The sequence below is a fragment of the Mycobacteriales bacterium genome, assembly GCA_035690485.1.
GTDB lineage: Bacteria > Actinomycetota > Actinomycetes > JAFAQI01 > DASSKL01 > DASSKL01.
Genome location: DASSKL010000040.1, coordinates 1 through 8,088, shown reverse-complemented (window position 1 = coordinate 8,088; position 8,088 = coordinate 1). Strand labels below are relative to the sequence as shown.

At 71.0% G+C, this 8,088-nt stretch carries 9 protein-coding genes and 1 tRNA gene; 7 read left to right on the top strand and 3 right to left on the bottom strand.

Annotated elements, in window-relative coordinates; translation table 11 throughout:
- The coding region (locus tag VFJ21_05200; protein HET7406520.1) for a peptide-methionine (S)-S-oxide reductase at positions 1–256 on the top strand (256 nt) is incomplete at its 5' end.
- Positions 257–267: 11 nt separating this feature from the next.
- Here the strand turns inward: VFJ21_05200 and VFJ21_05195 are convergent.
- On the bottom strand, positions 268–1,632 hold the full coding sequence (locus VFJ21_05195; protein HET7406519.1) for a cystathionine beta-synthase: 1,365 nt from the start codon (positions 1,630–1,632) through the stop codon (positions 268–270).
- 97 nt (positions 1,633–1,729) lie between these two features.
- Between VFJ21_05195 and VFJ21_05190 the strand changes: the two genes are divergently transcribed.
- The 5 genes from VFJ21_05190 to VFJ21_05170 all read left to right on the top strand — a co-directional run bounded on the left by VFJ21_05190 (position 1,730) and on the right by VFJ21_05170 (position 5,129).
- The gene (locus VFJ21_05190; GenBank protein HET7406518.1) at positions 1,730–2,434 is read left to right on the top strand and encodes an MBL fold metallo-hydrolase; all 705 of its coding nucleotides are present in this window, start codon (positions 1,730–1,732) and stop codon (positions 2,432–2,434) included.
- 69 nt (positions 2,435–2,503) lie between these two features.
- Positions 2,504–3,715 carry an acetyl-CoA C-acetyltransferase gene (locus tag VFJ21_05185; GenBank protein HET7406517.1) on the top strand — a complete coding sequence of 404 codons (1,212 nt, stop codon included), beginning with the start codon at positions 2,504–2,506 and terminating at the stop codon, positions 3,713–3,715.
- A 139-nt stretch (positions 3,716–3,854) separates the two neighbouring features.
- A complete protein-coding gene (locus VFJ21_05180) occupies positions 3,855–4,085 on the top strand; it encodes a DUF4287 domain-containing protein (protein ID HET7406516.1) in 231 nt (76 codons plus the stop codon).
- A complete protein-coding gene (locus tag VFJ21_05175; protein HET7406515.1) occupies positions 4,085–4,495 on the top strand; it encodes a PPOX class F420-dependent oxidoreductase in 411 nt (136 codons plus the stop codon). The genes VFJ21_05180 and VFJ21_05175 overlap by 1 nt, the downstream gene beginning before the upstream one ends.
- Positions 4,496–4,556: 61 nt before the next feature.
- On the top strand, positions 4,557–5,129 hold the full coding sequence (locus tag VFJ21_05170; protein HET7406514.1) for an adenylate kinase: 573 nt from the start codon (positions 4,557–4,559) through the stop codon (positions 5,127–5,129).
- 1 nt (position 5,130) lies between these two features.
- On the opposite strand, the gene VFJ21_05165 is transcribed toward VFJ21_05170, so the two are convergent.
- A tRNA-Leu gene (locus VFJ21_05165) sits at positions 5,131–5,213 on the bottom strand.
- 21 nt (positions 5,214–5,234) lie between these two features.
- Positions 5,235–6,626 (bottom strand): NAD(P)/FAD-dependent oxidoreductase, encoded by a 1,392-nt coding sequence (locus tag VFJ21_05160; protein ID HET7406513.1) that lies wholly within the window; start codon positions 6,624–6,626, stop codon positions 5,235–5,237.
- A gap of 122 nt (positions 6,627–6,748) precedes the next feature.
- Between VFJ21_05160 and VFJ21_05155 the strand changes: the two genes are divergently transcribed.
- Positions 6,749–8,017: an MFS transporter gene (locus VFJ21_05155; protein ID HET7406512.1), complete on the top strand. Its 1,269-nt coding sequence runs from the start codon at positions 6,749–6,751 to the stop codon at positions 8,015–8,017.
- The last annotated feature ends 71 nt before the right edge of the window (positions 8,018–8,088 follow it).

Below are 8,088 nucleotides of genomic sequence, written 5' to 3'. Positions count from 1 at the left end.
CATCGGCACGCAGTACCGCTCGGCGATCTACACCGCCGACGAAGCGCAGCAGCGCGCAGCCGAGGAGTCGCGAGACGCCTTCGCGCCGGTGCTCCGCGCGGCGGGCTACGGGGACATCACCACGGAGATCGCCCCGGCGGGGCCGTTCTACTACGCCGAGGACTACCACCAGCAGTACTTGCACAAGGTGCCCAACGGCTACTGCAGGCTGGGCGGCACGGGTCTGTCCTGCCCGACGGGTGTCGCCACCGCCTGAGGGCCGGAGGGCTACGACGCCAGGAAGCCCAGGAGGTCCTGGCGGGTCACGACGCCGGTCGGTTTGCCGTCGTCGACCACGACACAGGCGCCGCTCTTCTCCAGCGCCGAGACCGCAGCGGCCACCGGCTCGCCGGCGCCGATGATCGGCAGCGGCGGTGACATGTGCCGCTCGACGGTGTCGGCCAGGTGCGCGGTGCCGTTGAAGAGGGCGTCGAGCAGGTCGCGCTCGACCACCGAACCTGCGACCTCGCCCAGCATCACCGGCGGCTCCTGCCGGACGACCGGCATCTGCGAGACGCCGTACTCCCGCAGGATGTCGATCGCCTCGCGCACGGTGTCGCTCGGGTGCACGTGCACGAACTCCGGCAGCCCGCCGCCCTTGCGAGCGAGCACGTCGCGGACGGTCGTGTCACTCGCCGTGCCGACGAAGCCGTAGTCGGCCATCCAGTCGTCGTTGAAGATCTTGGAGAGGTAGCCCCGGCCGCCGTCCGGCAGCAGGACGACCACGACGTCGTCCGGCGCGGCCGACCGGGCGACCTCCAGCGCGGCCACCACCGCCATCCCGCAGGAACCGCCGACCAGCAGCCCCTCCTCACGGGCGAGCCGGCGGGTCATGAGGAACGAGTCGCGGTCGCTGACGGCGATGATCCGGTCGGGGATCGACGGGTCGTAGGTCGTCGGCCAGAAGTCCTCGCCGACGCCCTCCACCAGGTAGGGCCGGCCGGTCCCGCCCGAGTAGACGGAGCCCTCGGGATCCGCGCCGATCACCTGCACCCGGCCGCCGGACACCTCCTTGAGGTAGCGGCCGGTGCCGCTGATCGTGCCGCCAGTGCCCACGCCGGCGACGAAGTGCGTGATCCGCCCGTCGGTCTGCCGCCACAGCTCCGGCCCGGTCGACTCGTAGTGCGACAGCGGGTTGTTGACGTTGGCGTACTGGTCCGGCTTCCAGCCGCCGGGCGTCTCCCGGGCCAGCCGGTCCGACACGTTGTAGTAGGAGTCCGGGTGCTCGGGCGCCACCGCGGTCGGGCAGACGACCACCTCCGCGCCGTACGCCTTCAGCACGTTGATCTTGTCGACCGACACCTTGTCGGGGCAGATGAAGATGCAGTGGTAGCCCTTCTGCTGGGCCACGATCGCAAGCCCCACGCCGGTGTTGCCGCTGGTCGGCTCGACGATCGTGCCGCCCGGCTGCAGCGCCCCGGACTTCTCGGCCTCCTCGACCATCCGCAGCGCGATGCGGTCCTTCACCGACCCACCGGGGTTGAAGTACTCGACCTTGGCGAGCACCTGAGCCGCGCAACCCTCGCTCACGCGGGACAGGCGCACCAGCGGGGTGTTGCCGACCAGGTCGATCAGCGAGTCGTAGACCTCCACGCGGACAAGCCTAGAGAAGCGACCTAGGACTACGATCCGCGCGCATGAACACCCCACGACGTTGCACGCGGCACTCCCGACGCCCCGGGGGCCCCGCATGAGTGCCGTCGAGCTGGCCACCGGTGTCTACCGGATCCCCACCGCGCCCGCCGACCTGCTCAACACGGTCGCCTTCGTCGACGACGACGGCAGCGTGACGTTGGTCGACTGCGGGCTCAAGTCGTCGCCCAAGCGGCTCCTGCCGGCGCTCGCGGCCATGGGCAAGAAACCGGAGGACGTACGCCGGATCGTGCTGACGCACGCGCACAGCGACCACGCGGGCGGCCTGCGCGCGGTGGTCGACGCGACCGGCGCCGACGTCGTGGTGCACGAGCGCGACGCGGTCTACGTCCGCACGGGCACCGCGCCCAAGTCCGACCGCTCACATCCGCTCGGCCGCCTGCTCAACCGGCTGCCCGGCGGCGGGTTCGCGGCCGCCGAGGTGTCGAAGGAGGTGGCGGACGGCGACGTGCTGCCCGTGGCGGGGGGCCTGCGGATCGTGCACACCCCCGGTCACACGCCCGGCCACGTCAGCCTGCTGCACGAGCCGACCGGGGTGCTCGTCACCGGTGACGCGATCTTCAACGTGCGGCGGCTGCGCTACTCGGCGGCCGTCTTCTGCACCGACGCGAAGCTGTCGCGCGAGACCGCAGCCCGGCTCGGGGAGCTCGAGTTCGAGGTGGCGGCGTTCACCCACGGCCCCGAGATCCGGCACCAGGCCCGCGAGGCGGTACGGGCGTTCCTGCGCGGCCGCCCGCGCTGACAGGCCCGACCGGGCGGCAGGCCTTCCGGCGTAGGCTCAGCCCACAGCTGTGGACGCGAAGGAGGCCTCATGCCCGAGGCAGTGATCGTTTCAACCGCCCGCTCGCCGATCGGGCGTGCCTTCAAGGGATCGCTCAAGGACCTGCGACCTGACGACCTTGCCGCGACGATCATCCAGTCGGCGCTCGACAAGGTCCCCCAGCTCAACGTCGACGACATCGACGACCTGATCCTCGGTTGCGGGCTGCCCGGCGGCGAGCAGGGCTACAACATGGGCCGCGTCGTCGCCGTCCTCATGGGCTACACCGGCCTGCCCGGCACGACGATCACCCGCTACTGCTCCTCCAGCCTGCAGACCACCCGGATGGCGTTCCACGCGATCAAGGCAGGCGAGGGCGACGCCTACATCAGCGCCGGCGTCGAGATGGTCAGCCGCTTCATGAAGGGCAACAGCGACTCGCTGCCCGACACCACCAACCCGCGCTTCGCCGACGCGCAGGCCCGCTCGGCCGGCCGCTCCGGCGAGGGCGTCGACGCCTGGGCCGAGGGTCAGGGACTGCCCGACGTCTACATCGCGATGGGCCAGACCGCGGAGAACGTCGCCCAGCTCAAGGGCATCAGCCGCGAGGAGCAGGACGAGTACGGCGCGCGCAGCCAGAACCTCTGCGAGAAGGCCCAGGCCAACGGCTTCTGGGACCGCGAGATCACCCCGGTGACCACTCCCGACGGCACCGTCGTCGACCGTGACGACAGCCCGCGTGCGGGCGTGACCGTCGAGGCGATGGCCGGGCTGAAGCCGGCGTTCCGACCCGACGGCACCGTGACGGCCGGCAACGCCTGCCCGCTCAACGACGGGGCCGCCGCGGTGATCGTGATGAGCGACACCAAGGCGCGGGAGCTGGGCATCACGCCGCTCGCCCGCATCGTCGCGACCGGGGTCACCGGCCTCAACCCGGAGATCATGGGTCTCGGCCCGATCGGGGCGACCAAGCAGGCCCTCGAGCACGCCGGCATGTCGATCAACGACATCGACCTGGTCGAGATCAACGAGGCCTTCGCCGCCCAGGTCATCCCGTCGTACAAGGAGCTGGGCATCGACATCGACCGGCTCAACGTCAACGGCGGCGCGATCGCGGTCGGGCACCCGTTCGGCATGACCGGCGCGCGGATCGCGACCACGTTGATCAACTCGCTGCAGACCCACGACAAGCAGTTCGGTCTCGAGACCATGTGCGTCGGGGGCGGGCAGGGCATGGCCATGATCCTCGAGCGGCTCAGCTGATCAAGCACCCGCGTAGGCAGAAGGGGTCGGGCCCGATGGTCCGGCCCCTTCTGCGTGGGTCGGGGTCTTTGGGCTCTTGTCGCGGGCGGAGGTCTGAGGGAGTCTGAGCACTCGACCGTTGGCGACCTGGGAGGCGCTCATGTCCCTGCCCCAATCCGACGACACGCACCAGTCACTGCTGGCCCGCATCCCGGAGGTCACCGGACGCGACCTGCCGGCATGGTTCCAGGCGATCGACGACGGGCCGGCACTGCTGAAGTTCGAGGAACGGGTCAGCTGGCTGCGCGACGAACATGCGCTGCCCCACGGATACGCCCGGGCGATCGTGCACGAACACGATCGCCGCCGCTCCGCGCTGCGCAACGGCTGATGGAGCCCGAGGCAGCCCGAGAGCATCTCCGCAGCAACCACCGGGCCGTCCTGGCGACGATGCGCCAGGACGGCACCCCCCAGATGTCACCCGTCGTCTGCGCCGTCGACGACGAGGGCTACGTCGTGGTCTCCACCCGTGAGACGGCGATGAAGACGAAGAACGTACGCCGGGATCCCCGGGCCTGGGTGTGCGGGTTCAGCGACCGCTTCTTCGGCCCGTGGGTCGCGATCGAGGGCAACGTAGAGATCGTCTCGCTGCCGGCCGCGATGGACGGGCTCGTCGACTACTACCGGCGGGTGGCCGGCGAGCACGACGACTGGGACGACTACCGCGCCGCGATGGAGCGTGAACGCCGGGTCCTGCTGCGTATCGACATCACCCGCGCCGGGCCGGACCACAGCGGCTGACCGGCGAACGGGACGGGCGCCTACGATCGACTCGATCCCCCGTCGAGTGGAAGGCCGCGCAGTGCGACTGCTCATGCTGGGAGCGCCCGGGTCCGGCAAGGGCACGCAGGCCCGTCGACTCGGCGAGCACTTCGAGGTGGCCCACCTGTCGACCGGCGAGATGCTGCGGGCCGAGATCGCGGCGGGGACGCCGCTCGGCCGGGAGGTCAAGGACATCGTCGCCGCCGGTGATCTCGTGCCCGACGACATCGTCGAGCGGTTGGTGCACGACCGGGTCCTGGAGGCCAGCCGTCACGGCGGCTACGTGCTCGACGGCTTCCCGCGCACGATCCACCAGGCGGTCGCGGCGTACGACATCGCGAAGGAGGCCGACGCGACCGTCCACGCGGTCGTGCACCTCTACGTGCCGGAGGACGAGCTGCTGACCCGGCTGCTCGGGCGCGGGGAGGCCCGGCTCGACGACGACGCGCTGACGATCCGCCACCGGCTCGAGGTCTACCACGAGCGCACCGAACCGCTGATCAACTACTACGAGGGTCGCGGCGTGCTGGCCACGATCGACGGCCGGCAACAGGTCGACGACGTGTTCACGACGATCCTCGAGCGGCTGCGGGAGTACGCGCCCGCGGACTGAGTGCCCGGGGCGGGACTCGAACCCGCACGGCCTCGCGGCCAAGCGCTTTTAAGGCGCCGGTGTCTGCCATTCCACCACCCGGGCAACACCGCGAGGGTACGCAGATCAGCGGGCCTTGGCCGGGGCCTTCTTCTTCGGCGCGGCGCCGTTGCCCGTCGGGGCGCCGTTGCTCGGCGACGCGGCCTCCTCGAACTCCCGCCGCGGGTTCGCGAACGCGCCGAGCGACACGATCTCGCGCTGGAAGAACAGCGCGAGCGTCCAGTCGGCCGCGATCCGCGACTTGCGGTTGAAGGTCGGCACCCGCGCCAGGTGGTAGGTGCGGTGCAGCACCCAGGCCGGCCAGCCGCGCAGCTTGATCCCGTAGACCTGGGCCACGCCCTTGTGCAGCCCCAAGCTCGCGACGGATCCGGCGTAGGCGTGCTGGTAGGGCTGGAGGCGCCCGCCGCGCAGGCTGGCGACGATGTTGGCCGCGAGCTGCTTCGCCTGCCGGACGGCGTGCTGGGCGCTCGGCGAGGTGTACTCGTCGGGGCCCTTCGTCAGGTCGGGTACGGCCGCGCAGTCACCGGCGGCCCAGGCGTCGTCGACGCCCTCGACGGTGAGGAACTCCGTGCACCGGATCCGCTTGCGGTCGTCGATGGGCAGATCGGTGCGCTCGGTGAGCGGGTTGGGCCGCACGCCCGCGGTCCAGACGATCGTGTCGGCGTCGAACTCCTGCCCGTCGTCGAGCACGACGCGACCGCCCTCGACCGATTTGACCCTGGTGTTGAGTAGCACCTCGATGCGCCGCTCGGACAGCCGGTCCACCGTGTAGCGGGCCATGTCCCAGGAGACCTCGGGCAGGATCCGGCCGGTCGCCTCGACCATGACCCAGCGCATGTCCGACGGGTGCAGCCCGTCGTAGTAGCGCATCGCGTAGACCGCCATGTCCTCGAGCTCGGCCAGCGCCTCGACCCCGGCGTAGCCGCCGCCGACGAAGACGAACGTCAGCGCCTTGCGACGCAGCTCCTGATCGGTCGTCGACGCGGCCACGTCGAGGCGGGCTAGCACGTGGTTGCGCAGGTAGATGGCCTCCTCGACGGTCTTGAAGCCGATCGCGCAGTCCTTCAGTCCGGGAATCGGCAGCGTCCGCACCACCGACCCGACCGCCATGACGAGGATGTCGTAGGTGACGTCGCAGGCCTCCCCCTGGTGCGGCACGAAACGCACGACCTTGCGGCCGTGGTCAACGCTCGACACGTAGCCGGCCAGGACCTGGCAGCGGCGCAGCACCTTGCGCAGCGGCACGACGACGTGCCGCGGCTCGAGGTTGCCCGCCCCGGCCTCCGGCAGGAACGGCTGGTAGGTCATGTAGGACCGCGGGTCGATCACGGTGATCGAGGCCTCGGACCGGCGCAGCTTGTTCTGCAGCCGCAGCGCGGTGTAGAGGCCGACGTAGCCGCCGCCGACAACGACGATGTGTGGGCGGCCCGAGCTGCCGGCGGGGGTGCCTGCTGTCATGCCCGCGACCCTACCCAGCGGGCGGCATCGTCCATCCGGCCGATTAGCAGCCGAAATCATGATCTCCGAGTGTGATTTCTGCGACAGTTGTCGCGACCTGTCCAGCTTCACCCGGGGACCCCATGCAACGGACGCGCGGGCGGCATGCCCGCCCCGAGCCACGGCGTACGCCGTACGGCGACGCGTTGCGCATCCCCGCCTACCGGGCGCTGTTCACCGCCGACACCCTCAGCAACACCGGTGACCAGATCGCGCGCATCGCGCTCGCGCTGCTCGTCTTCGCGCGCACCGACTCCCCGTCGCTGACGGCCGCCTCCTACGCCGTCACCTACCTGCCCTGGCTGGTCGGGGGGCCGCTGCTCTCCACGCTCGCCGACCGATACCCGCGTCGCACCGTCATGGTGGTCTGCGACCTGATCCGGGCCGGCCTCGTCGGCGCGATGGCAGCGCCCCGGATGCCGCTCGGCGCACTGTTCGGGCTGGTTCTGCTCGTGACGCTGCTGGAGTGCCCGTTCCGCTCCGCAAAGTCGGCGATGCTGCCGGACCTGCTCGGCGACGCGTCGTACGCCGCCGGGCTGTCGCTCAACACCGCGATGATGCACGTCACGCAGGTCGCCGGCTTCGGCGCCGGCGGTGCGCTGGTCGCGCTGGTGACCCCGCGCGGCGCGCTGCTGATCGACGCGGTGACCTTCCTGGTGTCGGCGGCGCTGATCGTGCGCCTGCCGCTGGGCTCGCCGCTGCACAAGCCGGTGGGCCGGTTGCGGCTCGTGGCCGACGCCGGCTCGGGCGCACGGCTGGTCTTCGGCAACCCGACGACCCGCTACATCACCTTGCTCGCGTGGACGGTCGCCGGCTTCGCCGCGGCACCGGAGGGGCTCGCGGTCGTCTACGCGCACGCCCACGGCGGCGGGGCTTCTGCCGCCGGTCTGATGACGGCCGCGCTCCCGACCGGGATGGCGATCGGGGCGCTCGGGCTTACCCGGTGGCTGTCGACGTCGGCGCGGCGTCGGTCGTTGCTGCCGCTCGCCGCCACTCAGTCGGTGCTGGTCGCTGCGACGTTCGCCAACCCGCCGCTGGCGGTCGCCGGCGCGTTGTGGATCCTCGCCGGCGTCGGGGCCGCGTGCCTGATCCCCGCGAACGAGTGGTTCGTCGCCCTCGTCCCGCCCGAGCGGCGTGCCGCGGCCTTCGGCGTGACCGGCACCGGTGTGTTCGCCGCCCAGGGCCTCGTGGTGGCGATGACCGGGGGCATCGCCGAGTCGTTGCCAATCGCGACCGTGATCGGCATCAGTGGTGTCACCGGTTTGGTCGCCATCGTCGTGATCGGGGTCGCTTGGCGGGCGAGACGCCTCCAAAGCGGGACAAGCTCCGCTCAAGTTCTCGAAGCCGCATGACGAGATGAGGACTACAGCGAGAGGACAGTGATCGCACGATGAGCCCACCGGGTGCGGTCGCGGGGACGGCG